Genomic DNA, 26,990 nt, shown 5'->3' with positions numbered 1-26,990 from the left:
GCCGGGGCCGACGGCAAAGCCGCCGTCCACCCAGCCGGACACCAGCCGCACCTCGATGCCGAGCAGGTCGGACAGCCGCCGAGCCACAGGAGAGAGTGAGTCTTCAAGCTTGAACTCGCCTTCGGTGGGGCGGCCCAGGTGGGAGGTGACCATCACGGCCGCGCCGGCGTCCAGCGCCATCCGGATCGCGGGGATGCTGGCGCGCACGCGCGTGTCTTCGGTGATGTTGCCGTCGTCGTCCATGGGCACATTGAGATCGGCCCGGATGAAGACGCGTTTGCCGCGGGCGAAGCCGCTGCGGCACACGTCGCTGAATCGGAGGAATTTCATCGCGACCTCCCGGTTCAGTTCGCGCCCACGTGCTGCACGAAACGCATCATGTTGCAGGTGTAGCCGTACTCGTTGTCGTACCAGCTCACCACCTTCACGAAGCTCTTGTCCAGCGCGATGCCGGCGTCGGCGTCGAAGATCGAGGGCATGGAACAGCCGCGGAAGTCGGTGGAGACCACCTTGTCGCCGGTGTAGCCCAGCACGCCCTTGAGCGGCCCTTCGCTGGCGGCTTTCATCGCGGCGCAGATGTCGTCGTAGGTGGCCTCTGTGTTCAACTCCATCGTCAGGTCCACCACCGACACGTCGGAGGTCGGCACGCGGAAGGCCATGCCGGTGAGCTTCTTGTTCAGTTCCGGCAGCACCACACCCACGGCCTTGGCGGCGCCGGTGCTGCTGGGGATGATGTTTTCCAGGATGCCGCGGCCACCGCGCCAGTCCTTGCTCGACGGGCCGTCCACGGTCTTCTGCGTGGCGGTCGCCGCGTGCACCGTGGTCATCAGGCCGCGCCTGATGCCGAAGCGGTCGTTGAGCACCTTGGCCACCGGGGCCAGGCAGTTGGTGGTGCAGGACGCGGCGGACACGATGGCTTCGCCCGCGTAGGTCGCATGGTTCACGCCGTACACGAACATGGGCGTGTCGTCCTTGGACGGCGCCGACTGCACGACCTTCCTGGCACCGGCTTCCAGGTGCTTCTGGCAGGTGTCCTTGGTGAGGAAGAAGCCGGTGGACTCGATCACCACGTCGGCGCCCACCTCATTCCACTTCAGGTTCGCCGGGTCCTTCTCGGCCGTCAGGCGGATCTTGCGGCCGTTGACCACCAGGTGATTCCCGTCCACGGCCACCGTGCCCTTGAAGCGGCCGTGCACGCTGTCGTATTGCAGCATGTAGGCCAGGTAGTCGGGCTCCAGCAGGTCGTTGATGGCCACGACCTCGATGTCCTTGAACTCCGCTTCCTGCGCCACCGCGCGGAACACCATGCGGCCGATGCGGCCGAAGCCGTTGATGCCGATCTTGAGGCTCATGTCTTCTGTCTCCGGATGAAATAAATAAAAGAGGCGTTCAGGCCGAAGCGGCGTTGGCACGCAGGCTCAGCGAGGTGGTCAACGCCGAAAGGTCGGGGATCACGCGGTCGGGCCCGCAGGCCTCGATCGGTTCGCCCATGTTGTAGCCATAGGGCAGCGCCCAGACGGCGATGCCGGCGTTGCGCGCGGTGGCCACGTCGATGGACGAGTCGCCCACGAACAGGGCCCGTTCGCGCGCCACACCGAAGCGCTGCAGGCAGTCGTGGATGGCGGCAGGGTCCGGCTTCTTCACCGGCAGCGTGTCGCCGCTGATGACGCGGTGAAACAGCGGCGTGAGGCCGTGCACGTCCAGCACGGTCTGCGTGTAGCGCCCTTCCTTGTTGGTCACCACCGCCAGCTTCACGCCTGCCGCACGCAGCGCCTCCAGGCTCTCGCGCACCTTCGGATAGAGGTGGCTGCGCGTGCCGCAGCGCGCCTGGTAGTGCTGGCCGAACTCGGCCTCGATGGGGCCGAAGGCGTCGGACGCGCGCACCTCGGCCGGTGCGATGCCCAGGGCCTGCGCCAGGGCCTTGATCAGCAGCTCGCGCGTGCCGTGTCCGATCCAGTCGTCCACCTGCTGCTGCGCCACGGGCGCATGGCCCAGACCGGTGAGCGTGTCGTTGACCGCATCGGCGATCTCGGGCGCAGTCTCCACCAGGGTGCCGTCGAGATCGAACAGCACCATGTCAAAAAGGCGGGCGTCCATCAGTGGGTTCCCACGACGATGTGCTCGGGCAGCGGCTCCTCGCGGCGGTGCGAAGCGCGGTGCGCCAGGGTTCGCACAGCATCGGCCACGCGCCCGGCCGTGATGCCGAAGTGCTGGTACAGCTCTTTGGCCGGCGCCGACTCGCCGAACGTGGCGATGCCCACCACCACGCCGGTGCGGCCCACGTACTTGCGCCAGAAATCGGGGTGCGCGGCCTCCACCGCCACCGTGGGCAGCGAGAGCGGCAGCACCTTGTCCTGGTAGGCCTCGCTCTGGCGGTCGAACACATTGGTGCTGGGCATGGAGACCACGCGGGTGCGCACGCCGTCGGCGGCCAGCACCTTCTGGGCCGCCAGCGCGATCTCGATCTCCGACCCCGTGGCCACGATCACCGCCTGTGGGCTCTCCATGTCGGACAGGACGTAGCCACCCCGGCGGATCTGCCCTGCGGTGACCTGGCCGGTCACACACGGCAGGTTCTGGCGCGAGAGACACAGCGCGCTCGGGCCGTCGCGGCGTTCGATGGCGCAGGCCCAGGCGACCGCGGTCTCCAGCCCGTCGGCCGGGCGCCACACGTCAAGACCCGGGATGAGGCGCAGGCTGGGCACATGCTCGACGCTCTGGTGCGTCGGGCCGTCCTCGCCCAGACCGATGGAGTCGTGCGTGAAGACGTGGATCACACGCTGCTTCATCAGCGCGGCCATGCGGATGGCGTTGCGGCTGTAGTCGCTGAACGTGAGGAAGGTGCCACCGTACGGGATGTAGCCGCCGTGCAGCGCAATGCCGTTCATGATCGCGGCCATGCCGAACTCGCGCACGCCGTAGCTCAGGTGGTTGCCCCAGGTGTCGCGGCCCGCCTTCACGCAGCCCTTGAAGTTGGTGAGGTTGGAGCCCGTGAGGTCGGCGCTGCCGCCGAAGAACTCGGGCACCAGGGCGCTGAACGCATCCAGCGCGTTCTGGCTGGCCTTGCGCGTGGCCACCGGGTCGGTCTTGGCGCTGATGGACTCGAACAACGCGGGCAGGCGGGCCTCGAAATCGGCCGGCAGCTCGCCCGCCATGCGGCGCTCGAACTCGGCCGCCTCGGTGGGGAACTCGGTGCGGTAGGCCTCGAAGCGCTGGCGCCATTCGCGTTCGGCCGCGGCACCGCGCTCGCGGGCGTTCCATGCGGCGGCGATCTCGGCCGGAATCTCGAACGGCGCCGCCGTCCAGCCCAGGGCCTCGCGCGTGGCCTGCACCTCGGCCGCGCCCAGGGCCGCACCGTGCACGTCGTGCGTGCCGGCCTTGTTGGGCGAGCCCATGCCGATCACGGTCTTGCAGCAGATGAGGGTCGGCTTGCCGTCGGAGCGCGCGCCCTGCTGCTTCGCTGCGACCAGTGCGGCCTCGATGGCGACCGGGTCGTGACCGTCCACGTCCGGAATCACGTGCCAGCCGTAGGCCTCGAAGCGCTTGGGCGTGTCGTCGGTGAACCAGCCCTCGACGTGGCCGTCGATGGAGATGCCGTTGTCGTCGTAGAAGGCCACCAGCCTGGACAGGCGCAGCGTGCCGGCCAGCGCGCAGGCCTCGTGGCTGATGCCTTCCATCATGCAGCCGTCGCCCAGGAACACATGGGTGAAGTGGTCGACGATGGTGTGGTCCGGGCGGTTGAACTCCTGCGCCAGCAGCTTCTCGGCCAGCGCCATGCCCACGGCGTTGCTGATGCCCTGGCCCAGCGGGCCGGTGGTGGTCTCCACGCCGGGGGTGATGCCGACCTCGGGGTGGCCCGCGGTCTTGCTGTGCAGCTGGCGAAACTTCTTCAGTTCCTCCATCGGCAGGTCGTAGCCGGTGAGGTGCAGCAGCGCGTAGATCAGCATCGAGCCATGGCCGTTGGAGAGCACGAAGCGGTCGCGGTCCGGCCATTGCGGGTTGGCCGGGTTGTGTTTGAGGTGCCGGTTCCACAGCACCTCGGCGATGTCGGCCATGCCCATGGGTGCGCCGGGGTGGCCGCTCTTGGCTTTCTCGACCGCGTCGACGGCGAGCATGCGGATGGCGTTGGCCATCTGGCGGGCGAGTTCGGGGGTCGGGTTTTTCATGTCTGTCTCCTCGTCCCGATCAACCCTGCCCGAGGGCGCGCTTCTTGCGTTCCATCATCCGCCAGATGAAGGGCGTGAAGATCAGCTGCATGGCCAGTTCCATCTTGCCGCCCGGCACCACGATGGTGTTGGCGCGGCTCATCCACGAGCCGTTGATCATGGACAGCAGGTACTGGAAGTCGATGCCCTTGGGCTTGGCGAAGCGGATCACCACCATGCTCTCGTCGGCGCTGGGAATGTCGCGCGCGATGAAGGGGTTGGAGGTGTCCACCACCGGCACGCGCTGGAAGTTCACATGGGTCAGGCCGAACTGCGGGACGATGTAGTTCACGTAATCGGGCATGCGGCGCAGGATGGTGTCGACCACCGCCTCCTGGCTGTAGCCGCGCTGGGTCTTGTCGCGGATCAGCTTCTGCGTCCATTCCAGGTTGATCGAGGGCACCACGCCGATCAGCAGGTCGGGGTAGCGCGCAATGTCCACGGTGTCGGTCTTCACCGCGCCGTGCAGGCCTTCGTAGAACAGCAGGTCGGTGTCGGCCGGGATCTCTTCCCAGGGCGTGAAGGTGCCCGGTTCCTGCTGGTAGGGCGCCGCTTCTTCGGCGTTGTGCAGGTACTTGCGGCACTTGCCGGTGCCGTCGGTGGCGTACTGGCGGAACAGGCCTTCGATCTCCTCGAACAGGTTGCCCTCGGCACCGAAGTGGCTGAAGTGCTGGTTGCCCTTGGCCTCTTCGTCGGCCATGCGGACCTTCATGGCCTTGCGGTCGTAGCGGTGGAAGCTGTCGCCCTCGATGACGGCGGCGGTCAGCTCCTCGCGGCGGAAGATGTTCTGGAAGGTGCGCGTGACGGTCGAGGTGCCCGCGCCGCTGGAACCCGTGATCGCGATGATGGGGTGTCGTTCTGACATGGCTTGTCTCCGGAGATGAAAAATGCGGTGCGGCGCTCAGGCGCGGAAGAGGCTTCGCTCGGCGAACAGCGGGTTGTCGTCCTTGTAGGCCACGGGTTCGCGGTGGTAGCGCTCGATGCGCTCGACCTCGTGTTTGCTGCCGAAGACCAGGCCGATGCGCTGGTGCAGCGCGGTGGGCTGCACGGTGAGCATGGGTTCGCGGCCGGTGCTGGCGCGGCCGCCGGCCTGCTCCATGATCATGGCGATCGGGTTGGCCTCGTACATCAGGCGCAGGCGGCCGGGCTTGCTGGTGTCCTTGGTGTCGCGCGGGTACATGAACACGCCACCGCGCATGAGGATGCGGTGCGCCTCGGCCACCATGGACGCGATCCAGCGCATGTTGAAGTCCTTGCCACGCGGGCCGGTCTTGCCGGCCAGGCACTCGTCCACATAGCGCTTCACGGGCGCTTCCCAGAACCGGCTGTTGGACGCGTTGATCGCGAACTCCTGCGTGTCCTCGGGCACCTTCAGGTTCGGGTGGGTCAGCATGAACTGGCCCAGGTTCGGGTCCAGCGTGAAGCCGGCCACGCCGTTGCCCACCGTCAGCACCAGCATGGTGGTGGGGCCATAGAGCGCGTAGCCCGCGGCCATCTGCTGCGTGCCGGGCTGCAGGAAATCGGCCTCCACCACGTCGCGGCCGGAGTCGATCACGTCCTGCGGCGCGCGCAGGATGGAGAAGATCGAACCCACGGTCACGTTCACGTCGATGTTGCTCGAACCATCGAGCGGGTCGAACACCAGCAGGTACTTGCCGCGCTGCTGCGTCTCGGGAATCTGGTACGGGTGGTCCATTTCTTCGGACGCCATGCCCGCCAGGTGGCCGCCCCACTCGGTCATCTGGGTGAAGTACTCGTTGCTGATCACGTCCAGCTTCTTCTGCACCTCGCCCTGCACGTTGACGCTGGTGCTCACCTCGGGCTCGGCACCGGGGTTGCCCAGCACGCCGCCGAGTTCACCGAAGGCGACCGAGCGCGCGATGGCCTTGCAGGCCAGGGCCACGTCCAGCAGCAAGGCGTTGAAGTCGCCGCTGGCACCCGGGTAGCGGCGGCGTTGTTCGATCAGGTATTGCGTGAGCGTGAAGCGGCGGCGCGTGGTCATGGCAGGCTTTCGGGGGGTTCAGGAATTCGAGGCTTGGGCGGCGTTGCGGCGCAATTCGTTCATCACGTTGCGATACCCGCCGTCGTTGTCGGGCGCGCCGAACACCGCGCTGCCGGCCACCAGGGTGTCGGCCCCGGCGGCCACGATGTCGGCGATGTTGTCCACCTTCACGCCGCCGTCCACTTCCAGCCAGATCTCGCGGCCGGTCTCGGCGCGCGCCGCCTCGATGCGCCGGCGCGCGGCGCGCAGCTTCGGCAAAGTGGACGGAATGAACTTCTGGCCGCCGAAGCCCGGGTTCACGCTCATCAGAAGCACCAGGTCCAGCTTGTCCATGACGTGGTCCATCAGCGCAAGCGGCGTGGCCGGGTTGAACACCAGGCCGGCCTTGCAGCCGTGGTCGCGGATCAGCTGCAGCGTGCGGTCCACATGGCGGCTGGCTTCGGGGTGGAAGCTGATGAGGTTGGCGCCGGCCTTGGCGAACAGCGGGATCAGCGCGTCCACCGGCTCCACCATCAGGTGCACGTCGATGCCGATGGTCACGTGCGGGCGGATCGCCTCGCAGACCAGCGGCCCGATGGTGAGGTTGGGCACGTAGTGGTTGTCCATCACGTCGAAGTGCACCAGGTCGGCGCCCGCGGTTTCGATGGCCCGCACCTCCTCGCCCAGGCGGGCGAAGTCGGCCGAGAGGATGGAGGGGGCGATGCGGATGGCGGACATGGTGGTTGGTGGTGCGGACGGGAAAGGCTCAGCAGGCATGCCACTCGCGCAGCCGCGGCACGCTGACCTGCGTCAGGTCGGTCACGGTGCGCAGCGCACCCTTGAAGTCGTGGTGGGCGGTGAAGCGGTTGGGCGTGATCACCGTCTTCAGGCCTGCGGCTGTCGCGGCGCGCAGGCCGTTGGACGAGTCCTCGAAGGCCACGCAGTCGGCGGCGCGGAAGCCCAGGTCGGCCAGCACCTTCATGTAGACCTGCGGGTGCGGCTTCTTGATGGGCGCGTTGCTGGCATCGCCGACGGCCAGAAAGTGCCCGCGCCAGTCGGGGCCGATGGCTGTGCGCAGCAGGGCCGCGATGTTCACCGGCGAGGTGGTGGTGGCAATGGCCAGCTGCAGGCCCTGGGCGCGGGCCTCGCTCATCAGCGCCAGCACGCCGGGCCGCAGGGTCACGGCGCCCTGGAGCACCGCGTTCTCGTAGTACGCGGTCTTGGTCTCGTGCAGTCGGGTCACCAGATCCTTCACCGCGCCCGCGTCGACCTCCTTGTGCTCGGGGTTCACGCTCTGCCAGTAGTGCATCAGCCGCTCGCGCCCGCCGGAAATGTCCAGCAGGCGGATGTACTCGTCCACCCCCCAGCGCCAGTCCAGCCCTTCCTGGCGGAAGGCGTGGTTGAAAGCCTCCAGGTGCAGGCCTTCGGTGTCGGCCAGCGTGCCGTCAACGTCGAAGATCAGGGCCTTGAGCATGTCCGTTCACCTTTTTATGCAATGGGATTCGAGGGGGTGAAGGGACTGTAGGGAGCAATTCAAATAAGGTAAATTCACATATCGTTGACTTTCACTTAAGCGATTACTTAATGAAGAACGCCACCTTCCGTCAGCTGCGGGTGTTCAACGAGGTGGCCCGCCACCTCAGCTTCGCGCGCGCGGCCGAGGCCCTTCACCTCACGCCGCCCGCGGTCACGATGCAGATCAAGGAGCTGGAGGGCCACGTCGGCCTGCCGCTGTTCGAGCGCTCGGGGCGGCAGGTGGCGCTGACCACGGCCGGCGAGTACATGCTGGTCTACGCACGCAAGGTGCTGGCCACGCTCAAGGACGCCGAGGACACCGCTGCGCGCCTCAAGCAGGTCGAGGCCGGGCAGCTGACCATCGGCATGGTGAGCACCGCCAAGTACTTCCTGCCGCCGCTGCTGGCGCAGTTCCAGCACGAACACCAGGGGGTGGAAATCCGGCTGGAGGTGGGCAACCGCGAGCAGCTGGTGAAGATGCTGCAGGGCAACGAGGTGGACATCGCCATCATGGGCCGCCCGCCCCGCGAACTGGCCACGCGCGTCGAGCCCTTCGCGGCCCACCCGCATGTGTTCGTGGCGCCGGTGGACCACCCGCTGATGCGCATCGGCCACCCCACGGTGGAGAGCCTGCGGCCCTACGGCTTCATCCTGCGCGAACCGGGTTCGGGCACGCGGGCGGCGATGGAGAAATTCCTGGAGAAGTCGCGCATGGAGCCGCGCGTGGTGATGGAGATGGGCAGCAACGAGACCATCAAGCAGGCGGTGATGGCCGGCATGGGCATCAGCTTCCTCTCGCTGCACACCATCGGACTTGAACTCGAACACGGTCTGATCGCCATCCTCGATGTCGAGGGCACGCCCATCGTGCGCGCCTGGAACGTGGTGCACACGCTGTCCAAGCTGCTCTCACCCTCGGCCGAGGCCTTCCGCTACTTCATGCTGGAACACGCCGAGCGCTACCTGGCCGACAAGTACGGCCGCCACCTGCGGCTGCAGCCGGCAGGCTGAGCGAGCCGCTTCAGAGCGGCTCGACGCGCGAGAGGTCGGGCCGCTCCAGCCACTGCGCGAACTCGTCGGCCAGTTGTTCGGCCGCCGCGGTCGCGCCGTTCCACACCTTCATGCGGCCCGCCAGGTCCTGGCCGTAGCGGGTGAAGTCGTTGCGGTCGGGCAGCTTGCCTTCGGGCAGGGTGCGCACCCAGCCGGGGTCGGGCGCGATCACCAGCATGCGGTCCAGCGCGTGGCTGGCCACATGCCGCCGCTTCCAGGCCTTGTCCAGCCAGCCCGGCACCACGGCCTGCTGGAAGTGCGGGTAGAGCACGATGGGCGACGCCTCGGGCGTGCGGTAGTGCAGGTGCAGGTGGTAGTCGGTGATACCGCCGTCCCAGTAGGCGCCGGCCGGCGCGCCCGGGATGTGCTGCACCGGCCGCAGCACGAAGGGAATCGAGCAGCTGGCCTGCAGCGCCGGCATGAAGTTCTCGGCGCTGAGCGGAATCTGGCGCGTGCGGAAGTCGTGGGTGGCGAACGGCAGGGGCGCCGCGTGGCCCGAGGCCGCCGAGGAGAACACCACCCGCTCCAGCCAGGCGCCCAGCGCCTTGCGGCCCACCGCGTTGCTGACGAAGGCGCCCAGATAGCCCAGCGGCGTGCGCAGGGCGCCGTCGCGCGCCAGCAGGTGGCGCCCGCGCGAGGCCACGATGTGCAGGCGGTAGCGCGGGTGCGCCAGCACCTCGTTCACACGGCCGCCATAGAAGCGCTGTAAGTTGCTCGCGAACTGCCCGCTGATCTGCTCGGGCGTGGCGCGCTTCTTTCCGGGCGGCAGCTCGAAATGCTGGGCGATGTATTCGCGCTGCAGGTGCATCAGCGCCGCCGCGGGGTCGTCCAGGCAGGCGGTGGCCATGCGCCAGGCGCCGATGGACGCGCCCACCAGGTCGACCGGCTGGGCGCTGCGCGGCAGCCACTGGCCGAAGATGAAGCGGTCCAGCGGACCGAGGATCAGGCCCTTGGGGCCGCCCGCCGCGGCGGGAATGGCACCGACGTCCTGCGGGCGCAGGCCCTGCTCGCGCAGGTGGCGCAATGCCGCAGGCCCGGCGTAGAAGCGCAATGAGGGTGTGGACACAGATTCGGGCGGCACCGGGTTAACCCGGACGCCGTTGACAGCAGAGTGACAGACGAGGGAACTGAAATGCCGATTGGAACCGAAACCCGAGGAGACACACGAATGCACCGACGACAGCTCCTGCTCGCCGGCGCGGCCAGCGCCGCCGCTTTCCACCCGGTGCTGCGCGCGCAGGCCCCTGCGGGCGTGGCCCCGAAGCCGCTGGCGTCCATGCGCATCTACATCCCCGGTGGCGAGGGCGGCGGCTGGGACCAGACCGGCCGCGCGCTCGGCGCGTCCATCCAGGCCGCCGGCCTGGCCGGCAAGATCAGCTACGAGAACAAGGGCGGCAAGGGCGGCACCATCGGCCTGGCCGACTTCGTGGCCCGCTACAACAGCGACCCCGGCGCCCTGCTGGTCGGCGGCATGGTGATGCTGGGTGCGATCGCGGTCGGCCGACCCGAGGTGACGCTGGCCCAGGTCAGCCCGGTGGCCCGGCTCACCAACGACTACATGGTGCTGGTGGCCAAGACCGGCTCGCAGCCGGCCACCATGGCCGCGCTGGTGGAAGCCATGCGCAAGGACCTGGGCAAGGTCGCCTTCACCGGCGGTTCGGCCGGCGGTGTGGACCACATGCTCGCGGGCATGATCGCCCGCCAGCTGCGGCTGGACGTGACCAAGCTGAAGTACCTGCCCACCGCCAGCGGCCGCGAGGCGACGGCCCTGCTGGACAAGGGCGAAGCCCAGGTGGCGATCTCCAGCTACAGCGAGTTCCAGGCCGACATCGAGAAGAAGGCGCTCACGCCGCTGGCGATTTCCTCGCGCAAGACGCTCTACGGCGTGCCCTCGCTCACCGAGCAGGGCGTCAACACCGAGCTGGGCAACTGGCGCGCGGTGTTCGGCCCGGGCCAGGTGCCCGAGGCAGACCGCGAGAACCTGCGGCGCATCGTGGTCACCGCCACGCAGCACCCGTCGTGGATCCAGTCGCTTCAGGAAAGGAAGTGGCTCGGTGCGCTGCAGCACGGCAAGGACTTTGCCGAACAGCTCACCATCGAGCAGGCCATCGCCAGCGCGGTGACCATGATGCTGCGCCTCAAGAGCTGAGGCGCGGGCTTCAGCCCTCGCTCTCGACGGCTTCCTCGCGGGTCAGCGAGGGAATTTCCTCGCCGATCACGATGTCCGGGTCGATGCCCAGCACCAGCCCCACCGGGTCGGGGTAGGTGTTGATCAGCGCCTCGCTGCCCAGCGACAGCTCGGCCGCGCGCGCGCGCCAGGACGCGATGTGGATCACACCCGCGATGGGCTCGTAGACGTCGTTGTCGAACGGCGCCACCTGGTGCTCGATCGAGTCGATCATCTTCTTGGGGAACTTCCACTCGCGTGCCAGCGCCGCGCCCACCTCGGCGTAGCTGTAGCCGAACAGGCCGCGTTCGGCGCGCGCCCGCTTGAGGTCGAGCATGGGAATGCTGCGGTCCAGGTCGATCATGGCCTCGGGCATGCCGGCGTGCATCACCAGCTCGCCGATGCAGTGGATCAGGCCCGCGGTGAACGCCGTGCTCTCGTCCATGCGCAGCGGCAGCGCGATGTAGCGCGAGAGGTTGGCGCTGTTGAGGCTGTAGCGCCAGAACTGGTTGAGGTTCATGCCGCCGACAGCGTGGAAGCCGTCGCCCAGGGCGGCGCCGATCACCAGGGCGCGCACCTTGATCAGCCCCATCACGTTGATCGCATCGCGCGCCGTGGTCACCGCACGGTGCAGCCCGAAAAAGGCGGAGTTGGCCATCTTCAGCAGCTTGGCGGTGAGGACCGGGTCGTCCTCGATCAGGGCAGCGACCCTGAGCAGGTCCACGTCGTCCTGCTCGAAAGTTTCCATCAGCTTTCGAACCACCTTGGGAGCGGAAGGGAGGGCACTGGGCTGCTTGAGGAGTTTTTCGAGCTGCATGGCAGACATCCTTATGTAAAAAACCGCCGTTGGTTTTCAGTGCTTTCGACGGCTCCCGAGAGGACTTGAGGACTGAGTGATCAATCCATGAACGCGCCCAGCGCCTGTGAGAAAGACCACTCGGACGGGTCCTTGCCCAGCACGCTGTCCAGGTCCAGGCCCAGGGTCAGGCCGACCATGTCGGGGAAGGTGGCGGCCAGGCCGTTGTCGTCCAACTGCAGCTCCTGGGCGCGAGCGCGCCAGGACGCCAGGTGCAGCAGGCCGGCCAGCGGGTCGTAGGCGTCGCCCTCGAACGGGCTGAACTGGTTGGACAGGGCGGACACCATTTCTTCCGGGAACTGCCACTTCTCGGCCATGCCGGCGCCCACTTCGGCGTAGGTGTAGCCCAGCATCGCGCGTTCGGCGGCCGCGCGGTTGAGGTCCAGCGGCGGGGTGCTGAAGTCCAGCGGTTCCATGCGGTCGGGCATGGCGATGTGCATTACCAGGATGCCGATGGCGTGGATCAGGCCCGCCGTGAAGGCGTTGCCCTGGTTCTGGCGCAGCAGGCCGGCCAGCGATTTGGCGATGTCCGCCGCCTGCAGGCTGTAGCGCCAGAACTGCTTGAGGTCGATGCCGGGCACGCTCTTGAAGCTGCCGCCCAGCGCCGCGGCCATGACCAGCGAGCGCACATGGGTCATGCCCAGCAGGGCCACCGCCTCGTCGGCGCTGCCGATCTTGCGGCTGACCCGGAAAAACGCCGAGTTGGACAGGCGCAGCACGCGGGTGGTGAGCGCCGGATCGCGTCCGATCAGTTCCCCCACCCGCTTGGGACTCGGGTCGTCCTTGTTCATCTCGGCCAGCAGGTCCGAGACGGCACGCGGCATCGCCGGCAGTGCGCGGGGGTAATTGAGCAGGGCTTCGAGTTCCATGGTCTGAAGTCCAAGGTGTTGTGGATCGATCTGATGTCCTTATCGACCAACCCGCCCCCGACTTGAGCCCCGCCCGCCCTCTCCCGCCTGCGGTTTCAGCAGCGCCTCAGCGCTTGTTCAGACCCTGCAGCTTGGCAAAGGCCGAGGCCATGGCGCCGGCCGCCTCGGGCTGGCGGTTGCCGCCCCCCTGCCCGCCCGAGTAGCCACCCCGCGGGCCGCCGCGCGCCGGTTCGTAGCGGTTGTCGCGCGGCCCGTCCCGGCGGGCCGGCGCGGCATCCAGCTTCATGGTCAGGCTGATGCGCTTGCGCGCCACGTCCACTTCCAGCACCTTCACCTTGACGATGTCGCCGGTTTTGACCACCTCTCGCGCGTCGTTGACGAACTTGTGGCTCAGCTGGCTGACGTGGATCAGGCCGTCCTGGTGCACGCCCAGATCGACGAAGGCGCCGAATTGCGCGACGTTGGACACCGTTCCCTCCAGAACCATGCCTTCCTTCAGGTCGGCGATGTCGTCCACGCCCTCGTTGAAGCGCGCCACCTGGAAGTCCGGGCGCGGGTCGCGGCCTGGCTTTTCCAGCTCGCCCAGGATGTCCTTGACCGTGATCACGCCGAACTTCTCGTTGGCGAACAGCTCGGGCTTGAGGGTCTTGAGCATGTCGGCGCGGCCCATCAGGTTCGCCACCGGCTGGCCGGTCTTAGCGATGATCTGCTCGACCACCGGGTAGGTTTCCGGGTGCACGCCGGTCATGTCCAGCGGGTTGTCGCCGTCGCGGATGCGCAAAAAGCCCGCCGCCAGCTCGAAGGTCTTGGCGCCCAGGCCGCTCACTTCCAGCAACTGCTGGCGGTTCCTGAACGCGCCGTGCGACTCGCGCCAGCGCACCACCGCCTTGGCCACCGAGCCCGACAGGCCCGACACGCGCGTCAGCAGCGGCACGCTGGCCGTGTTCAGGTCCACACCCACGCCGTTCACGCAGTCTTCCACCACCGCGTCCAGCGTGCGGGCCAGCTCGCTCTGGTTCACGTCGTGCTGGTACTGGCCCACGCCGATGCTCTTGGGGTCGATCTTCACCAGCTCGGCCAGAGGGTCCTGCAGGCGGCGGGCAATCGAGGCCGCGCCGCGCAGGCTCACGTCCACGTCCGGCATCTCCAGCGCCGCGAACTCGCTGGCGGAATAGACCGAGGCGCCGGCCTCGCTCACCACCACCTTCTGCACGCCCTCAATGCCCGCCTTGGCCAGCATCTTGATCAGGTCGCCGGCCAGCTTGTCGGTCTCGCGGCTGGCGGTGCCGTTGCCAATGGCGATCAGCTGCACGCCGTGCTGGCGGCACAGCAGCGCCAGCGTGTGCAGCGCGCCGTCCCAGTCGCGACGCGGCTCGTGCGGGTACACCGTGTTCGTCGCCACCAGCTTGCCGGTCGCGTCCACCACCGCCACCTTCACCCCGGTGCGGATGCCCGGGTCCAGGCCCATCACGGCCTTCTGGCCGGCGGGCGCGGCCAGCAGCAGGTCGCGCAGGTTGTCGGCAAACACCTTGATCGCCACCGCCTCGGCACTCTCGCGCAGGCGGGTGAACAGGTCGCGCTCGGTGGACAGGCTCAGCTTCACGCGCCAGGTCCAGGCCACGCACTTGCGGATCAGGTCGTCCGCCTTGCGGGCCTGGTGGCTCCAGCCCAGGTGCAGCGCAATCTTGCCCTCGGCCAGCGACGGCTTGCCCGGCTCCGGCTCCACCGGCTGCACCAGCTTCACGTCCAGAATCTCCAGCGCCCGGCCGCGGAACACCGCCAGCGCGCGGTGCGAGGGCACGCGGCCGATCGGCTCGTCGTATTCAAAATAGTCGCGGAACTTGGCGACGTCCGGGTTGTTCTCGTCCTTGGTCGCCACGCGCGTGCTCTTGAGCAAGCCCTCGGTCCACAGCCACTCGCGCAGGCTTTGCACCAGCGCCGGGTCTTCCGCCCAGCGCTCGGAGAGGATGTCGCGCACCCCGTCCAGCACCGCCTGCGGCGTCGAGAAGTCCGCGCCCGGCTTGCCGTCGTCCAGCACCTCGGGCGGCTTGGTGAAAGCGGCCGCTTCGGCCAGCGGGTCCAGCGTCGGGTCGGCAAACAGCTTGTCGGCCAGCGGCTCGATGCCGAATTCGCGGGCGATCTGCCCCTTGGTGCGGCGCTTGAGCTTGAACGGCAGGTAGATGTCTTCCAGCTCCTGCTTGGTGGGCGCGTTGGCAATCGCCACACGCAGCGCGTCGGTCAGCTTGCCCTGCTCGTCGATGGCTTTGAGCACAGTCGCGCGGCGGTCTTCCAGCTCGCGCAGGTAACCCAGGCGGTACTCCAGCTCGCGCAACTGCGTGTCGTCCAGCCCGCCCGTCACTTCCTTGCGGTAGCGGGCGATGAAGGGCACCGTCGCCCCCCCGTCCAGCAACTCCACCGCGGCCAGCACCTGCCGCGGCTCAACCCGGATCTCCTGCGCGATCTGCGCGATGATTTTCTGCATGTCCCAAGGGGCTCCAGCGGCCCGGTTTCAAACGAAGCGGGGGAGTTTGCCACAGGGGTGAGAGGGGTCTTGCTCCCCCAGAAGCACCGTCAGGAACCAAACAAGCGGTCTGCAAGCGCCTTGGCTCGTGCCAGACCTTCAGGTGTCAGCCGGACCGACTCCGCACGCCCCCTCGGGTCGGAAATTCAGCCTTGGTCCGCCAGCGACTGCATCACCTCGAAGTCAAACCGCTTCCATGCCCGACCGCTTTCGAATTCGAATGCGCCCAACAACGCAAGCACTGTCTCTCCGATTTTCTTCGGATCGTGCAGGGCCATTTCGTGGTGAATTAATTAACGTTCGAGTTGAGCGGATGGCCGCGGCAGGACGGCGTGCCCGCGCCGTGCATCTTGTCCGCGGCGCATGGCGCGGGCAAGACGGCCTGCCGTGGACAGTCCGCTTTCGAGCGAATGGTTAGGCGTTGCCCGCTATTTCGCGAGCGTGATTTGCGATCAGTCCCGATGCAATCTGTTCAAGTTGCACGATCGTTGCTGCCGAAATGCTGACTTGGCAGGCTGAATACTGGCTTGTGGAAACTGCGCCAGTTGTAGCAACGAAGTGCGAGCTGTCTATACTTTTGAGAGCACCCTCTAACGATGTCCTTCGACTTACCCAGTATGAACTGGGGAAAGAAAAGATGCCCCCCCCTACATCTCGCAGTGCGGCAAGATCCACGCGCTTCCCGTTTCGGTCGGTGGCTTGAAATAGAAGCGTTGATGTATTCGACGGCATTCTTGTCTTTAAGCCGATAGAGACTAGCTTATCGTGGAGCAATCTGAGCCTTCCAGATGTGTCCCCACTGAGCATTCGATCGATAGCGTCGGCTTTCTTTGTCATGGCTTTATGATATACAAGTTGGCAACTTCGAATTGCGACGCCGAACTTTAATGTATCCGGCAAGCCAAATGGTCAAATCTATCCAAGAATGGATAAACACAGCCTTTCTGGATAGATGTGGAATCCATATGCTGGCCCAGCGATCCCTGTTCTAGCGTTTTAGAAGAAATCAATCAGTTTTCTATCCAAATAGCGCACTCTCTACTCAATCCTCAGCTGACCGGCTGCTCCCCAGCGCCCGTCTGCACCACCCGCGGCGCCTCGCCAGCATCCAGCCAGGCGGCGATCGACTTGCCCGCCGCGTCCTGCCCCAGCACCAGTTTCAGGCTCATGTTGCGGTCCAGCCGGGCCACGGGCACCAGCTTCACGGCCACAGGCAGTCGTTCGACTACCGCCTGCACCGCGGCGTCCTGCCCCGGCAGGTACTCGATGCGGGTTTGCGGGTAGCGGAAGTGGCTGGCGTTGGTCAGGCGGGCGGAGACCACGCCTTCCCGTTCCAGCCGGTCGGCGGTGCGCCGGGCCAGCCGCGACACGCCCGCGCCGTTCGACACCTCCAGCCGCGAGGCGCCGTCGGCCGGCCCGGTCACCGAACGGGTGAACGAGGCCATTTCCCGGCTGAACACCAGCCGGTGCCCCGGCTCGGGCGCCGGCATCGGCGTGATTTCGGCGATCTCCCGGCCTTCGGCAGGTGCCGCCGGCCCACCGGCCTGCGCCATGGGCAGCGCGCCCGAGAGGCGCAGTTCGTACACCTGCGGCGCCACGGTCACGATCTGCGGGCCGGCTTCGGCAACACGCGCCTCTTCCGGCGCCTCGACAGACTGGAACGGCGCGCTGGCGGCCCGGGCCTGCTCGCTGCGCGCCTGGTCCAGCAGGGCCAGGTTGCGCAGGGTCTGCTGGCTCATGGGTTGCAGCTCGCGCGCCATGCGCAGCGCCACTTCGGCCTCGTCCAGCCGCTGTTCGCGCAGCAGCGTGTAGCCCAGGTTGTTCTGCACGTGCCCCGCTGTCGGGTCGAGGTCGCGCGCCTTCACCAGCAGCTCGATGGCTTCGGCGGTGCGGCCGTCCTGCGCCAGGATCACGCCCAGCCCGTTGAGCGCCCCGACATGCGCGGCGTCTAGCGCGAGCACGCGGCGGTAGTGCCGGGCGGCGGTGTTGAGCTGGCCCATCTCGTGCGCCTGGCGCGCCTGCGCGTAGCTGCTCTGCGCGGCCGACATCTGTTGCGTGACCACCGACTCGGGCACGAAGTGCACTTTGGGCTGCTCGCGCGTGGCGGGCACCAGGGTGGAACAGCCCAACAGCCCGAACAGGGGCAGCAGGGATGCCGTGGTCTTGAGGTGCATGGTGTTTCTCCTTGCGTGGGCTTCAGCCATTGCCACCCATGGTGGGCAGCAGGACACGGTAGATGCTGATCATGGCCGGCCCCATGAGCACCAGCATCAGCGACGGGAAGATGAAGAAGATCAGCGGGAACAGCAGCTTCAGCGGGATCTTGGCGGCGCGCTCTTCCGCGCGCAGGCGCCGGTGCGTGCGCATGGTCTCGCCCTGGATGCGCAGCGCCTCGGCCACGTTGGTGCCGAAGCGGTCGGCCTGCACGATCATGGCGACGAAGGAGGCCACGTCGTCCACACCGGTGCGCAGCGCGAGGTTGCGCAGCGCCAGCTCGCGCTTGACGCCCACGCGCAGCTCCAGGGCCACCAGGTTGAGTTCTTCCTGCAGGGCCTCGCTGCGCAGGCCGATCTCGCTGGCCGCGCGGTTCATGGCGGCGTCCAGGCCCAGCCCGGCCTCCACGCACACGGTCATCAGGTCCAGGGCATCGGGCAGACCGTCCTGCACCTCGGTCATGCGCCAGTCGGCCAGCCGGGCGAGCACGCCGTTGGGCAGGTAGTAGCCCAACGCGGCGAACAGCAGCAGCAGGAAGACCTGCACCGGCGTGTCCAGCTTGAGCCCCGCCATGCCGGCGCCCACCATGAACAGCCCCGGCAGCCCCAGCGCGAGCACGGTTTTGGCCGCGAAGAACAGCGCCGGCCAGCTTTTCTCGCGCAGGCCCGCGTGCATGAACCGCAGCCGCAGGCTCGAGTGTTCCCAGCCTTCCTTGGGCGCCGACAGCTTGGCCATCGGCCCCACCGCCTTGACCACCTTGGCGTGCCATTCGGCGTTGCCCTCCAGGCTGGGGGCTTTCTCCGCCTCACCCCCCAGCTGGCTCAGCCGCGCCTGCACGCCGGATCGGCGGCTGAACCACAGGCCCAGCCCCAGCACCAGCCCCACCACCGCCAGGAACACCAGCCCCAGCAGCAACCCTTGAAAGCCTGTGAGTTCGGTCATGGTTCAGACCTTGATGTCGATGATGCGCCACATGGCCAGGATGCCCACCGCCATCATGGCCAGCGCGCCATAGACCAGCAGCAGACCCATCTCGTCGGTGAACAGCACCTTCAGATAGCCGGGGTTGAGGATGGCGATCACCGCGGCCACGCAGAACGGCAGCAGCGTGAGGATCCAGGCCGAGAGCTTGCCCTCGGCGGCCAGCACCCGCACCTTGGCGAACAGCTTGAAGCGCTCGCGCACCAGTTCGGCCAGCTTGCCCAGCAGCTCGGCCAGGTTGCCGCCGGTTTCGCGCTGGATGATCACCGCCATCACGAAGTAGCGCACGTCGGCGCTGGGCACGCGCGCGGCCAGGTTGTTCAGCGCGTTGTCCACCGACACCCCGAAGCCCACCTCGTCGGCGGTGATGCGGAACTCGCTGGCAATCGGTTGCGGCGATTCGGTGCCCACCATCGCCAGCGCCACCGGAAAGGCATGGCCCGCGCGCAGCGCGCGCGACATCAGGTCCATGGCGTCGGGCAGTTGCGCCTCGATCTTCTGCAGCCGCTTGTTGCGGCGGCGCACGAGCAGCAGCAGCGGCACCAGGGCCAGCAGCCCCGACACGCCCAGCAGCAGGAACCAGGGCCAGCGCAGCAGCAGCCCCACGAGCAGGCCACCGAAGAACAGCATGGCGCAGATGCCCAGCAGGTGCGAGACCGTCTTGTGGTCGCCCGCCTGCTGCATCAGACGGTCCAGCTGGTGGGCGCGCGGGATGCTCAGCAGCAGGCGCTGCACCGCCGGGCTCTCGCTGAGCAGGCGCTGCCGCAGCAGCTTGAACTCGCCGCCGCCCACCTGGCCACCGGCGGAGATCGCGCGCAGGCGCTCTTCCACGCGCCGCACCTCGGGGCTCTTGGTGTCGTTCCAGTAGACGTACAGGCCCTCCAGCAGCAGCACCACCGCCAGAAAACCCAGCAGGACGAACAGGGCCAGGCTGAGGTTCATGGCATCACTCGAAGATCAGGGACGGGTCGAAGGTGGCGTCGGGCACCGACAGGCCGAAGGACTTGAGCCGGTCCATGAACTTGGGCCGCACGCCGGTCGCCCGGAAGTGCCCCTGCACCGTGCCGTCCGGCCCCACGCCGGTCTGCGTGAAGCGGTAGATCTCCTGCATGGTGATGACCTCGCCCTCCATGCCGGTGATTTCCTGCAGGCTGATGAGCTTGCGCCGGCCGTCGTTGAGCCGCGCGATCTGGATCACCGCGTTGATCGCCGAGCTGATCTGCTGGCGCATGGCGTCCTGCGGGATGGCCGCACCGCCGTAGGTCGCCATGTTCTCCAGCCGGGTCAGCGCGTCGCGCGGCGAGTTGGCGTGCACCGTGGCCATCGAGCCTTCGTGGCCGGTGTTCATGGCCTGCAGCATGTCCAGCACCTCGGCGCCGCGCACCTCGCCCAGCACCACCCGGTCCGGGCGCATGCGCAGGCTGTTGCGCACCAGCGCGCGCTGGCTCACCTCGCCCTTGCCCTCGATGTTGGGCGGGCGGGTCTCCAGCCGCACCACGTGCGGCTGCTGCAGCTGCAGTTCGGCCGCGTCCTCGATGGTCACGATGCGCTCGTGGTGGGGGATCGAGGCCGACAGCACGTTGAGCAGCGTGGTCTTGCCGGTGCCGGTGCCACCCGAGATGAGGATGTTCATCTTGGCCTGCACCATGGCCGAGAGCAGCGCCGCCACCGTTGGTGTGAGCGAGCGCTTGTCGATCAGGTCGCGCATGGTCAGCGGCACCACCGCGAAGCGGCGGATCGACAGCAGCGGCCCGTCCAGCGCCAGCGGCGGAATGATCGCATTCACCCGCGAGCCGTCCTGCAGCCGCGCGTCCACCATGGGGCTGGACTCGTCGACCCGGCGCCCGATGCGCGAGACGATCTTGTCGATGATCTTCATCAGGTGGTCCGCGTCGGAGAACACCACGTCGGTGAGCTCCAGCCGACCCCGCCGTTCGACGAACACCTGGTAGGGGCCGTTGACCAGGATGTCCGAGACCGTGGGGTCGGCCAGCAGGGGCTCCAGCGGCCCCAGGCCCATGACCTCGTCCTGGATCTCCAGCACCATGCGCCGCCGCTCCATGGCATTGAGCGCGGCCCCCGACTCCTGCAGCAGCTGCTCGACCAGGATGCCGAGTTCCTCGCGCAGCCGCTCAGGCTTCATCGAACTCATCACCTCCAGGTCGATGCGGCCCAGCAGCTGGTTGTGCACGCGGTCGCGCAGGGCGTGGAACGCCGCCTGGTCCGATCCGTCCTCGGCGGGTGGGCGCCCCAGTTCACCCGGCCGCAGAGGGCTGCGCATTTCGTGGGGTTGGGCTCGAAGGTTCATGACAGGCTTTCGTTCGGTGGAAATGCGGGGTGCTGGCCGATGGGGAGGTTCACATGCCGCGGGTCAGGGTGGAAAACCAGCTCTTGCCGGTTTGGACGGCGACCGGGGACAGGTCCTGTGACCACTGCTGCAGGGCGCGCGCCGCCGGATCGCGGGGCGTGATGCGCGGCAGCGGGTCGCCCCGGTTGATGGCGTTGAGCACCGCCTCCTCGCTGGCCGGCACCAGCCGGTCCACCTTCAGGCCGACGCTCTTCTCGACGTCCTCGGGGCGGATCAGCGCGCCCCTGGCGTAGCCGTTGATCACCAGGCGCAGCTTGTCCTTGCGGTAGTCCAGCCCTTCGAACACGGTGACCAGACGGCGCGCGTCCTTGAGTGCCGGCAGGGTCTGCTCGACCACCAGCACCACCCGCTCGGCCATGTCCAGCGCCTTGACGGTGGCCGGGTCCATGGTGCGGCCCAGGTCCAGCAGGATGAAGTCGTATTCGGCGCGCGCCAGGCCGATCATGGCGGCCACGTTGTCGGCGGTCATGTCCTCCAGCTGGTAGGGCAGCTCAGGCGCGGCCAGCAGGTCCAGGTTGTCGCGCACCTTGAGCACACTGGCGTCCAGCAGCGCGAAGTCCAGCCGCCGCGCCTGCCGCGCCAGGTCCACCACGCTGGCCGGCGGCTTGCGGTCGGTCAGGTAGGTGGCGGCGTCGCCGAAGTACAGGTTGAGGTCGATCAGCAGCACACGGCGGCCGCTCTTGGCCAGCAGGTACGCCAGATTGGTGGCCAGGAAGGTCGCGCCGCAGCCGCCCTTGGCGGACATGAAGGCGTGCACCTCGCCGGTCGCGTCGGAGAAGCGCGAGGTGTTGGCCCGCGCGTCGCGCAGGTAGTCCTGCGCCAGCTTCAGCGTGTCGCTGGACAGCGGTGCCTGCAACACGTCGCGCACGCCCGCGCGCATGGCCCGCTTGAGCGCGGCCATCGAGGCATCGGCGCTCACCAGCAGCACCAGCACGCCGGGGATGCGCTGGGTGGCCGCGTCGATCAGCTCGAAGGCCGATTCATCGGGCTGGTCCAGGTCCAGCAGCAGCACGTCGGGCTGCTCCTTCTGCATCACGGACAGCACGTTGCGGGCGCCGCCCACATGCACGGTGATGGCCACCCCTGGCGGGCTGGAACACTCGCGCAACACCCGCTCGCGTTGGTCGGCGGTGGCACAGATGACGGAGAACTTGGCGGTCATTCGAAACAGTCCGGAAAGTGCAAACAGAGAGAAACCATCAGGGACCGGGCGCCACAGGACACACCGGGTTGCCGGCGCTGTTCATGTATTCGCGCGGCAGGCTGGTCGGAAACTCGGGAATCGGGAACGGGATGCCGAAGAACGGGATGTGGGGCGTGAGCTGCGCGCCCACGATGCGCGCGGTCACGGTGCGGCAGTTGTCCACGGTGCAACCGGCCGGCGCGTAGTCCAGCACCATGCGGTCGGCCGGCACGCCGCCACCGGTCATGTCGCTCATGCGGGCGCGGATGCCGGTCAGGTCGTCCGCGTCCTCGATGCTGCAGACCACCGCCAGCCGTGCACCCAGGCGCGTGGCCTCGTTGGCGCCGTTGAGCACGAACAGCCAGCGGCCGAACTCCATGATGCCCAGCAGCAGGGTGAAGAACAGCAGCGCGACGATGGCAAATTCGACCGCCGCCACACCACGCTGTGCGCTGCGGCGGCGGGCACAAGGGTGAAGGATCTGCACCATGGCCGCTCTCAGTTGGTGCTCGCGGCCATGGTGATGGCAATCGGCGAGTAGTTGATGCTCGGCACCACCCAGGGCACGACCGAGGTGAAGGCGTAGGCGGTGTCACCCGCACCCACCATCACCGACACCAGGCTGGTCGTGCCCTCGCCGGTCGAGACGTTGGAGTGGGTCGCCGGGCACAACACCGGGTCGCAGACGCTGATCATGTCCAGCGTGAGGCCGGGTACCAGCGGTTCTTGGCCCGAGCAGTCGAAGGCGCCGCACAGCGCCAGCGAACGGGCGTCGAGCCGGATGCCCTCGGCCGTCTGGCCCGCGGGCGGGCTGGCCAGGTTCTGCTGAGAGAGGTGGCGCGCCGCGCCCCGGGTGGCCTTGACCAGACCGTTGTAGAGATAGAGCGAGCGCCCGAGCTCGGTGATGCCGAAGCAGAGGATCAGCATGGGCAGCAGCACGAGGGCGAACTCCACCGCGATGGCGCCGTGTTGGGGTGTGCGTGTGCGGGCCATGTCACTGCACCAGTTGGGGCACCAGCGGGCCGAAGGTGCCGGGTTCGCCGTTGGTGGCGCAGGGGCTGCCCGCCGCCGTGCTCAGGCCCAAGAACTCCAGGGTCGGCACCGGAGAGCTGCCCAGCATGGGGTTGAGCATCAGCACGCAGGCAAAGCCTTCGATCACCGGCCGCCCGGTGCCGGCATTCCACACCTCGCAGTCGACCACCGGCGCCACCACCACCCGGCGGTTGCGCCCCAGCGACTGGTGCTGTGCGGATGAGATGCGGTTGTACGGGTTGGGCGGCGCGACCTGGTAGGGCGCGTAGCTCGCCGCATTGGTGATGTAGTTGCTGGCCCCCGCCGAGGAACCGGCATAGGCATTGCCGATGGTCCGCCCACCCATCACGCTCACGGCCCAGTTGGACGCGGTGTAGCCATAGCCCGTGACATCCGGCGGCGCCGTGCCCACCTGCGGGTTGCCCGCGCCATTCCGGTAGACGCCGAAACGCGAATTCCAGGCCGTTTCGAGCGATGAGATGGCCCCCGGCTCGTCAACCGTTGTGCCGATGCTTGCATCGCATTGCCCGGGTCCCGTGAGCAGGCTGGCCAGTTCGCTGGCCCCCCCACCCGGCGGGGTGAAGTCGAGCCAGCCAAAGTTGCCGGTGCCATACGGCGACCCGGGACCGGCCGGTGGACGCAGCCACTCTCCCACGATGCGGCCGAAGTTCGTCGCCGCAGTAGAACCTGCACCGACCTTGCACACCGCCACCGGAATCGCGCACGACGAGCCCGACGGCGCCAGCGTGGCCGCGGCCATGGCCGAGACCGTCTGGGTGTCGAGCAGCGGGTTGAGCACCCGCATGAAAAACACCGGGATGTCGGTCAGCGGCAGGCTGCACTGCACGAAGGCCGCGGTGTTCGGATCGGCCGACGCCAGGGGCACGTAGGGGCCGTCCAGGTCCTCGGCAAAGGTGATGTTCTCGGGCTGGACATTGACCACCTGGCCCTGGAACGACACCCGGTTCTGGATGGCGGCGATGTTGCCTTCCAGCGGGTTCTCGCTCACGCCGCCGGTGGTGAACACCCGGCCGTAGGCGATGGCCCGCGTCAGGGCGTTGGGGTTGTTCTGCCCGGGCCGCAGCTGCGAGGACGCCGCCAGCGCACAGGCGTCCATCGCGTTCTGCAGCTCGCTCTTGATGATGAAGAAGCGCCCGAGGTCGAGGGCCAGGCCGGCGAAGCCGATCAGCACCGCCAGCGTGATGCCCAGCATGATCGCGACCGCGCCGCGCTGGCGGACGGCGCTGCGGCGGCGGAGTCGTCTTGCGTGCATGAGGTTCTCCCGGACCAGGCCCTGTGCCGCTCAGTCGCCGGTGATCGAGCCACCGATGTTGATGATCTCGAAGGTGCGGGGCGGCTGCTTGAACGAGTCGACGTAGCGCTTCTGCGCCTCGCTGGCAGCCTTGCCGTCGATGCCCAGAGCCGGCTGCGTGTTCTCGGCGCTGGCCTTGGGGTTGAGCGTCTGGGCGGTGCGGGCGTCGCGCACCGCCTGGCCGAAGCCGGCGTCGAGCACCGGCGTGGAACTGGCGCAGCCGGCCAGTGCCAGCGCCACCACCGCGCCCAGGCCCAGGGTGGTCCGGAGGGAAAGCATGTTGCGGTTCATGGTCGGCGCTCCTTATTTCACTTCCAGGTTGGCAGGGCCCTTGGGGGCGGGTCGGTCCGGTGGCATGTCGGCCCGGCCCTGACCTTCCATCTGGTTGCCGAAGAAGAACTCACCCCGGCTGGGCGGCTTGTAGCCGTCGGTGGGCAGCGAGTAACCGGGGTCCAGCTGTTTCACCAGGCGCGGCGTGATCACGAACATCAGCTCGCTGCGATCGCCCTGGAACTCGTTGCTGCGGAACAGCGAGCCCAGCACCGGCACCTCGCCCAGGCCGGGCACGGCGTCCAGCGCCTGGCGGGCGTTGTTCTTGATCAGGCCGGCAATCGCCAGGCTCTGCCCGTCCATCAGCTGCACCGTGGTGGCGGCGCGGCGGGTGGTGAAGCTCGGCAGGATCGCGGTGACGCCGGCCACCGTGGTGAAGGGCGTGCCGGTCTGCGACAGCTCGGAGACCTCGGGCGCCACCTTGAGGTGGATGCGCCCGCCGTCGAGCACGGTGGGCGTGAACTTGACGCCGACACCGAACTCTTTTTCCTCCAGCGTGATCGTGGAGCCGCCGGTGGTGTTGTCGGTGCGCGCCACCGGGATGAAGATCTTGCCGCCGGCCAGGAAGCTGGCCTCCTGGCCGCTGATGGCCACCAGGTTCGGTTCGGCCAGGATCTTGACCAGGCCGTCGCTCTTCTCGGCGTCGATGTTGATGGTGGTGTGGCCCAGGTCCTTGATCGCGCTGAGCAGGCCGCGGCCATCGCCGCCGAACGCGCTGCCGATGGTGTAGGTCCAGTTGTTGTTGGTGCGCGAGGACAGCAGGTTCACACCCATCTTGTCCATCAGCTTCTTGGACACCTCGGCCACCGTCACCTCCAGCATCACCTGCTGCGCCTCGGCCACCGCCAGCAGGTTGACCACCCGGGCGCCCGCCGTGCGCGCCGCCGCGGCGACGCCCGATCCGCCGCTGCTGGTGGAGACGCTCAGCTTGGTGCCTGACTCGGCGCGGTTGTCGCCGGCCACCACGGGCATCACCAGGCTCTTGTTGACATCGCGCACGAAGGCGTTGGCAATCTCTTCGGCGGCGGCCGACCGGGCCGCGCTGGAGACGCTGCCGGTGAGGATCACCGAGTCGGCCGCCGGCCGCACCTGGATGCCTTTCTCGTCGGGCAGCAGTTCGCGCAGCTTGCCCTCCATGCGCTTGTAGTCGATGTTGACGTTGACATCGATGGCGGTCGCGCCACCGCCCTTGCGCCAGACGATCAGGTTGGTCGATCCGTAGGCCTTGCCCAGCAGGTACAGCTCGGCCGGGCTGATCAGGGTGACGTCGGCAACGGTGGGGTTGCCCAGCGAGATGCGCGTGACCTCCGAGGGCATGCGCAACAGGGTGGACTTGCCGACGGTCAGGTCCATCGACGGCCCGACGGTGGCCAGGTCGGTGCTGATGTCGGCCGCCGGCGCAGGTGCAGGTGCAGGCGCGGGTACCCGGCTGGTGGTGACGCCGCGGGTGACCGCAGTCTGTGCAGGGACCGGCCCGGTGGCCAGCAGGCCGGCCGAGGCCATGGCCAGGCCGAGAACGCGCAGCAGTGGGGTGTTCATGGTGGCGGGCTCCTTAGAAACTGGCGGAAGACTTCTGGGTGCCGCGGATCACCTCGACGGTGGGCGCAGGCGGCGCAGCGGGTGCGACCGCGGCGACCGGGCGGGGGGCCGGCCGCGGCGCGGCGCGGCGCACCGGCGCGGCGGCGACCACCGGTGCGGGGGCCGGTTTGGCATCACCGAACAGGTCCTCGCGCCGCACGCCGGCGGTGTTCACGTCGTCCTTGGTGTCCACCTGGTTGCGCAGCATCAGCGAGAGCGTGCCGACGTTGCGCGCCAGGTCGATCTTCTCGGCCTGCTCGGGCGTGACCTCCAGCGTCACCGCGTTGACCACCCGCGCCTTGGTTTCGTCGGGGCGGCGCGCTTCCTGCGCCACCGCCAGCACCATGATGCGTTCGAGCACCACGCGGGAGATCGCGGTGTCGCGGTCGTCGCGGATGTTGACCAGCAGGTCGACGTAGCTGCCCGGGGCCAGGAAGCCGGCCACACCGACCACCTCGTTGACCTTGACCGAGATCGCGCGGTGGCCGGGTTTGATGATCGAGTCCAGCCCCGCCTTGGTGCCCTCGGGCGCCAGCTTGGGTTCGAGCACCGGCTCGCCTTTGAAGATGGAGTTGCGCACCACACGCCCGTCGAGCAGCTGGGGGTCGGTGAACGACCCGGCCGGCACGTTGCCCGACGGCCAGGCCACGGGCTGCAGCATCTCGGGCGAGATCGCCTGCCCGAGGTCCAGGTCGCGCGTGGCCACCAGCACCTGCGTTCGCTCGCCACTGGCCTGCTGGCCGAGCCAGCGGGCAGCCAGCACGACCGCCGCAGCGCCCGCCAGCAGGGACAACACCAGCATGAAAATGGCCCGTTTGCTTTGCATGT

At 68.0% G+C, this 26,990-nt stretch carries 25 protein-coding genes and 1 pseudogene; 2 read left to right on the top strand and 24 right to left on the bottom strand.

What is annotated here, in order from left to right; genetic code table 11:
* From pgk to HPS01S_RS12960, 8 genes are all read right to left on the bottom strand, one after another.
* Positions 1 to 330, bottom strand: a 330-nt coding sequence (gene pgk, locus HPS01S_RS12995; protein WP_084397350.1) for a phosphoglycerate kinase, incomplete at its 3' end; no start/stop codon positions are given.
* Between the two features lie 14 nt (positions 331 to 344).
* A complete protein-coding gene (gene gap / locus HPS01S_RS12990; RefSeq protein WP_066156615.1) occupies positions 345 to 1,352 on the bottom strand; it encodes a type I glyceraldehyde-3-phosphate dehydrogenase in 1,008 nt (335 codons plus the stop codon).
* 37 nt (positions 1,353 to 1,389) lie between these two features.
* Positions 1,390 to 2,097: a phosphoglycolate phosphatase gene (gene gph, locus HPS01S_RS12985; protein ID WP_066156612.1), complete on the bottom strand. Its 708-nt coding sequence runs from the start codon at positions 2,095 to 2,097 to the stop codon at positions 1,390 to 1,392.
* A complete protein-coding gene (tkt, locus tag HPS01S_RS12980; RefSeq protein ID WP_084397349.1) occupies positions 2,097 to 4,166 on the bottom strand; it encodes a transketolase in 2,070 nt (689 codons plus the stop codon). The genes gph and tkt overlap by 1 nt, the downstream gene beginning before the upstream one ends.
* A gap of 19 nt (positions 4,167 to 4,185) precedes the next feature.
* The gene (locus HPS01S_RS12975) at positions 4,186 to 5,070 is read right to left on the bottom strand and encodes a phosphoribulokinase (protein WP_066156609.1); all 885 of its coding nucleotides are present in this window, start codon (positions 5,068 to 5,070) and stop codon (positions 4,186 to 4,188) included.
* Positions 5,071 to 5,106: 36 nt separating this feature from the next.
* A complete protein-coding gene (locus tag HPS01S_RS12970; RefSeq protein ID WP_066156605.1) occupies positions 5,107 to 6,207 on the bottom strand; it encodes a class 1 fructose-bisphosphatase in 1,101 nt (366 codons plus the stop codon).
* 18 nt (positions 6,208 to 6,225) lie between these two features.
* A complete protein-coding gene (gene rpe, locus HPS01S_RS12965) occupies positions 6,226 to 6,924 on the bottom strand; it encodes a ribulose-phosphate 3-epimerase (protein WP_066156600.1) in 699 nt (232 codons plus the stop codon).
* Between the two features lie 28 nt (positions 6,925 to 6,952).
* Positions 6,953 to 7,660, bottom strand: a complete 708-nt coding sequence (locus tag HPS01S_RS12960; RefSeq protein WP_066156597.1) for an HAD-IA family hydrolase — start codon at positions 7,658 to 7,660, stop codon at positions 6,953 to 6,955.
* Between the two features lie 110 nt (positions 7,661 to 7,770).
* Between HPS01S_RS12960 and HPS01S_RS12955 the strand changes: the two genes are divergently transcribed.
* Positions 7,771 to 8,712 (top strand): LysR family transcriptional regulator, encoded by a 942-nt coding sequence (locus HPS01S_RS12955; protein ID WP_066156594.1) that lies wholly within the window; start codon positions 7,771 to 7,773, stop codon positions 8,710 to 8,712.
* 10 nt (positions 8,713 to 8,722) lie between these two features.
* On the opposite strand, the gene HPS01S_RS12950 is transcribed toward HPS01S_RS12955, so the two are convergent.
* The gene (locus tag HPS01S_RS12950; RefSeq protein ID WP_066156661.1) at positions 8,723 to 9,817 is read right to left on the bottom strand and encodes a patatin-like phospholipase family protein; all 1,095 of its coding nucleotides are present in this window, start codon (positions 9,815 to 9,817) and stop codon (positions 8,723 to 8,725) included.
* A 102-nt stretch (positions 9,818 to 9,919) separates the two neighbouring features.
* On the opposite strand from HPS01S_RS12950, the gene HPS01S_RS12945 reads away from it, so the two are divergent.
* Positions 9,920 to 10,900, top strand: a complete 981-nt coding sequence (locus HPS01S_RS12945) for a Bug family tripartite tricarboxylate transporter substrate binding protein (protein WP_066156592.1) — start codon at positions 9,920 to 9,922, stop codon at positions 10,898 to 10,900.
* 10 nt (positions 10,901 to 10,910) lie between these two features.
* On the opposite strand, the gene HPS01S_RS12940 is transcribed toward HPS01S_RS12945, so the two are convergent.
* The 15 genes and pseudogenes from HPS01S_RS12940 to cpaB all read right to left on the bottom strand — a co-directional run bounded on the left by HPS01S_RS12940 (position 10,911) and on the right by cpaB (position 26,988).
* Positions 10,911 to 11,735, bottom strand: coding sequence for an HDOD domain-containing protein (locus HPS01S_RS12940; protein ID WP_066156589.1), 825 nt, complete (start codon positions 11,733 to 11,735; stop codon positions 10,911 to 10,913).
* An 80-nt stretch (positions 11,736 to 11,815) separates the two neighbouring features.
* The gene (locus HPS01S_RS12935) at positions 11,816 to 12,643 is read right to left on the bottom strand and encodes an HDOD domain-containing protein (RefSeq protein ID WP_066156584.1); all 828 of its coding nucleotides are present in this window, start codon (positions 12,641 to 12,643) and stop codon (positions 11,816 to 11,818) included.
* A gap of 106 nt (positions 12,644 to 12,749) precedes the next feature.
* Entirely contained in the window at positions 12,750 to 15,125 is a 2,376-nt protein-coding gene (locus HPS01S_RS12930) for a Tex family protein (RefSeq protein WP_066156581.1), read from the bottom strand.
* A gap of 89 nt (positions 15,126 to 15,214) precedes the next feature.
* Positions 15,215 to 15,442, bottom strand: a pseudogene (locus tag HPS01S_RS22490) (DUF6429 family protein).
* A gap of 771 nt (positions 15,443 to 16,213) precedes the next feature.
* The gene (locus HPS01S_RS12920; RefSeq protein ID WP_066156578.1) at positions 16,214 to 17,338 is read right to left on the bottom strand and encodes a LytR C-terminal domain-containing protein; all 1,125 of its coding nucleotides are present in this window, start codon (positions 17,336 to 17,338) and stop codon (positions 16,214 to 16,216) included.
* A 22-nt stretch (positions 17,339 to 17,360) separates the two neighbouring features.
* On the bottom strand, positions 17,361 to 18,320 hold the full coding sequence (locus tag HPS01S_RS12915) for a type II secretion system F family protein (RefSeq protein ID WP_066156575.1): 960 nt from the start codon (positions 18,318 to 18,320) through the stop codon (positions 17,361 to 17,363).
* 3 nt (positions 18,321 to 18,323) lie between these two features.
* Positions 18,324 to 19,301, bottom strand: a complete 978-nt coding sequence (locus tag HPS01S_RS12910) for a type II secretion system F family protein (protein ID WP_066156574.1) — start codon at positions 19,299 to 19,301, stop codon at positions 18,324 to 18,326.
* A 4-nt stretch (positions 19,302 to 19,305) separates the two neighbouring features.
* The gene (locus tag HPS01S_RS12905; RefSeq protein WP_066156571.1) at positions 19,306 to 20,667 is read right to left on the bottom strand and encodes a TadA family conjugal transfer-associated ATPase; all 1,362 of its coding nucleotides are present in this window, start codon (positions 20,665 to 20,667) and stop codon (positions 19,306 to 19,308) included.
* 49 nt (positions 20,668 to 20,716) lie between these two features.
* Positions 20,717 to 21,889 (bottom strand): CpaE/TadZ family protein, encoded by a 1,173-nt coding sequence (locus HPS01S_RS12900; protein ID WP_066156567.1) that lies wholly within the window; start codon positions 21,887 to 21,889, stop codon positions 20,717 to 20,719.
* Positions 21,890 to 21,926: 37 nt separating this feature from the next.
* Entirely contained in the window at positions 21,927 to 22,400 is a 474-nt protein-coding gene (locus HPS01S_RS12895) for a TadE/TadG family type IV pilus assembly protein (RefSeq protein WP_066156565.1), read from the bottom strand.
* An 8-nt stretch (positions 22,401 to 22,408) separates the two neighbouring features.
* On the bottom strand, positions 22,409 to 22,903 hold the full coding sequence (locus tag HPS01S_RS12890; RefSeq protein ID WP_066156563.1) for a TadE/TadG family type IV pilus assembly protein: 495 nt from the start codon (positions 22,901 to 22,903) through the stop codon (positions 22,409 to 22,411).
* 1 nt (position 22,904) lies between these two features.
* Entirely contained in the window at positions 22,905 to 24,215 is a 1,311-nt protein-coding gene (locus tag HPS01S_RS12885; RefSeq protein ID WP_066156558.1) for a pilus assembly protein TadG-related protein, read from the bottom strand.
* Between the two features lie 30 nt (positions 24,216 to 24,245).
* Positions 24,246 to 24,545 (bottom strand): hypothetical protein, encoded by a 300-nt coding sequence (locus tag HPS01S_RS12880; RefSeq protein WP_218016598.1) that lies wholly within the window; start codon positions 24,543 to 24,545, stop codon positions 24,246 to 24,248.
* A 12-nt stretch (positions 24,546 to 24,557) separates the two neighbouring features.
* Complete coding sequence (locus tag HPS01S_RS12875; protein WP_066156555.1) at positions 24,558 to 26,123, bottom strand: type II and III secretion system protein family protein; 1,566 nt, start codon at positions 26,121 to 26,123, stop codon at positions 24,558 to 24,560.
* Positions 26,124 to 26,136: 13 nt separating this feature from the next.
* Positions 26,137 to 26,988 carry a Flp pilus assembly protein CpaB gene (gene cpaB / locus HPS01S_RS12870; protein WP_066156552.1) on the bottom strand — a complete coding sequence of 284 codons (852 nt, stop codon included), beginning with the start codon at positions 26,986 to 26,988 and terminating at the stop codon, positions 26,137 to 26,139.
* Positions 26,989 to 26,990 lie beyond the last annotated feature (2 nt).

It is taken from the genome of Hydrogenophaga pseudoflava NBRC 102511 (assembly GCF_001592285.1).
GTDB lineage: Bacteria > Pseudomonadota > Gammaproteobacteria > Burkholderiales > Burkholderiaceae_C > Hydrogenophaga > Hydrogenophaga pseudoflava.
The sequence above is the reverse complement of the archived record's forward strand: the minus strand, read 5'-3'. Positions and strand labels throughout refer to the sequence as shown.

What these genes read in the sequence shown, in the direction of transcription:
- HPS01S_RS12940 (WP_066156589.1), bottom strand. Translation starts at nt 11,735, where the DNA reads ATGCAGCTCGAAAAACTCCTCAAGCAGCCCAGTGCCCTCCCTTCCGCT.
- HPS01S_RS12890 (WP_066156563.1), bottom strand. Translation starts at nt 22,903, where the DNA reads ATGGCCCGCACACGCACACCCCAACACGGCGCCATCGCGGTGGAGTTC.
- HPS01S_RS12905 (WP_066156571.1), bottom strand. Translation starts at nt 20,667, where the DNA reads ATGAACCTTCGAGCCCAACCCCACGAAATGCGCAGCCCTCTGCGGCCG.
- HPS01S_RS12975 (WP_066156609.1), bottom strand. Translation starts at nt 5,070, where the DNA reads ATGTCAGAACGACACCCCATCATCGCGATCACGGGTTCCAGCGGCGCG.
- HPS01S_RS12930 (WP_066156581.1), bottom strand. Translation starts at nt 15,125, where the DNA reads ATGCAGAAAATCATCGCGCAGATCGCGCAGGAGATCCGGGTTGAGCCG.
- HPS01S_RS12960 (WP_066156597.1), bottom strand. Translation starts at nt 7,660, where the DNA reads ATGCTCAAGGCCCTGATCTTCGACGTTGACGGCACGCTGGCCGACACC.
- HPS01S_RS12895 (WP_066156565.1), bottom strand. Translation starts at nt 22,400, where the DNA reads ATGGTGCAGATCCTTCACCCTTGTGCCCGCCGCCGCAGCGCACAGCGT.
- gph (WP_066156612.1), bottom strand. Translation starts at nt 2,097, where the DNA reads ATGGACGCCCGCCTTTTTGACATGGTGCTGTTCGATCTCGACGGCACC.
- HPS01S_RS12915 (WP_066156575.1), bottom strand. Translation starts at nt 18,320, where the DNA reads ATGACCGAACTCACAGGCTTTCAAGGGTTGCTGCTGGGGCTGGTGTTC.
- cpaB (WP_066156552.1), bottom strand. Translation starts at nt 26,988, where the DNA reads ATGCAAAGCAAACGGGCCATTTTCATGCTGGTGTTGTCCCTGCTGGCG.
- HPS01S_RS12955 (WP_066156594.1), top strand. Translation starts at nt 7,771, where the DNA reads ATGAAGAACGCCACCTTCCGTCAGCTGCGGGTGTTCAACGAGGTGGCC.
- HPS01S_RS12880 (WP_218016598.1), bottom strand. Translation starts at nt 24,545, where the DNA reads ATGAACCGCAACATGCTTTCCCTCCGGACCACCCTGGGCCTGGGCGCG.
- HPS01S_RS12920 (WP_066156578.1), bottom strand. Translation starts at nt 17,338, where the DNA reads ATGCACCTCAAGACCACGGCATCCCTGCTGCCCCTGTTCGGGCTGTTG.
- tkt (WP_084397349.1), bottom strand. Translation starts at nt 4,166, where the DNA reads ATGAAAAACCCGACCCCCGAACTCGCCCGCCAGATGGCCAACGCCATC.
- HPS01S_RS12935 (WP_066156584.1), bottom strand. Translation starts at nt 12,643, where the DNA reads ATGGAACTCGAAGCCCTGCTCAATTACCCCCGCGCACTGCCGGCGATG.
- HPS01S_RS12900 (WP_066156567.1), bottom strand. Translation starts at nt 21,889, where the DNA reads ATGACCGCCAAGTTCTCCGTCATCTGTGCCACCGCCGACCAACGCGAG.
- HPS01S_RS12970 (WP_066156605.1), bottom strand. Translation starts at nt 6,207, where the DNA reads ATGACCACGCGCCGCCGCTTCACGCTCACGCAATACCTGATCGAACAA.
- HPS01S_RS12910 (WP_066156574.1), bottom strand. Translation starts at nt 19,301, where the DNA reads ATGAACCTCAGCCTGGCCCTGTTCGTCCTGCTGGGTTTTCTGGCGGTG.
- gap (WP_066156615.1), bottom strand. Translation starts at nt 1,352, where the DNA reads ATGAGCCTCAAGATCGGCATCAACGGCTTCGGCCGCATCGGCCGCATG.
- HPS01S_RS12885 (WP_066156558.1), bottom strand. Translation starts at nt 24,215, where the DNA reads ATGCACGCAAGACGACTCCGCCGCCGCAGCGCCGTCCGCCAGCGCGGC.
- rpe (WP_066156600.1), bottom strand. Translation starts at nt 6,924, where the DNA reads ATGTCCGCCATCCGCATCGCCCCCTCCATCCTCTCGGCCGACTTCGCC.
- HPS01S_RS12875 (WP_066156555.1), bottom strand. Translation starts at nt 26,123, where the DNA reads ATGAACACCCCACTGCTGCGCGTTCTCGGCCTGGCCATGGCCTCGGCC.
- HPS01S_RS12945 (WP_066156592.1), top strand. Translation starts at nt 9,920, where the DNA reads ATGCACCGACGACAGCTCCTGCTCGCCGGCGCGGCCAGCGCCGCCGCT.